Origin of the sequence: Ureibacillus manganicus DSM 26584, assembly GCF_000772945.1 — a bacterium.
Lineage (GTDB): Bacteria > Bacillota > Bacilli > Bacillales_A > Planococcaceae > Ureibacillus > Ureibacillus manganicus.
Genome location: NZ_JPVN01000065.1, coordinates 1 through 703 on the forward strand (window position 1 = coordinate 1; position 703 = coordinate 703).

General features: G+C 36.8%; 2 tRNA genes and 1 rRNA gene. All 3 read left to right on the top strand.

Features of this window, described 5'->3' with window-relative positions:
* Positions 1–73 precede the first annotated feature (73 nt).
* The 3 genes from rrf (at position 74) to CD29_RS19340 (ending at position 629) form a co-directional block, all read left to right on the top strand.
* Positions 74–189, top strand: a 5S ribosomal RNA gene (gene rrf / locus CD29_RS19330).
* Positions 190–343: 154 nt separating this feature from the next.
* Positions 344–418, top strand: a tRNA-Asn gene (locus CD29_RS19335).
* Positions 419–554: 136 nt separating this feature from the next.
* Positions 555–629 (top strand) — tRNA-Glu (locus CD29_RS19340).
* Positions 630–703 lie beyond the last annotated feature (74 nt).

The window sequence follows — 703 nt, forward strand, 5'->3', positions numbered from 1 at the left end:
AATTAAACTTGAACGCTTACAATGTCTTTATCCAGTTTTGAGAGAACGAAGTTCTTTCTATAATACATATCAGTCTAGTGATAATGGCAAAGAGGTCACACCCGTTCCCATACCGAACACGGAAGTTAAGCTCTTTAGCGCCGATGGTAGTTGGGGGCTTCCCCCTGTGAGAGTAGGACATTGCTAGGCTCAAAAAGTCATTACTGATTCATTCAGTAGTGGCTTTTTTATTTGATCTGAATTTTTAAAAATTTATTAGAAAGTTAACAATATTACTTGATTATTTTCCAATAGTGGATATAATTATATATGTACTTTAAGTTAATAGTATAAATATGATCGTTCCGAAGTAGCTCAGTGGTAGAGCAACCGGCTGTTAACCGGTTGGTCGTAGGTTCGAGTCCTACCTTCGGAGCCATTTTTTTTTGATTTTTTATGGAAAAAACTTTTATATAATAAAAATCAAAAAATTTATAAAAAGAACATAAAAACTATTTGCATTTACATTAAATTCGTGATATGATTATTCTTGTCTTGTTTAGGACATGCCTTATGGCCCGTTGGTCAAGTGGTTAAGACACCGCCCTTTCACGGCGGTAACACGGGTTCGAATCCCGTACGGGTCACCATTATATTGTTTTAATTTCCCGCATTTTTATGGAGGATTAGCTCAGCTGGGAGAGCACCTGCCTTACAAGCAGGG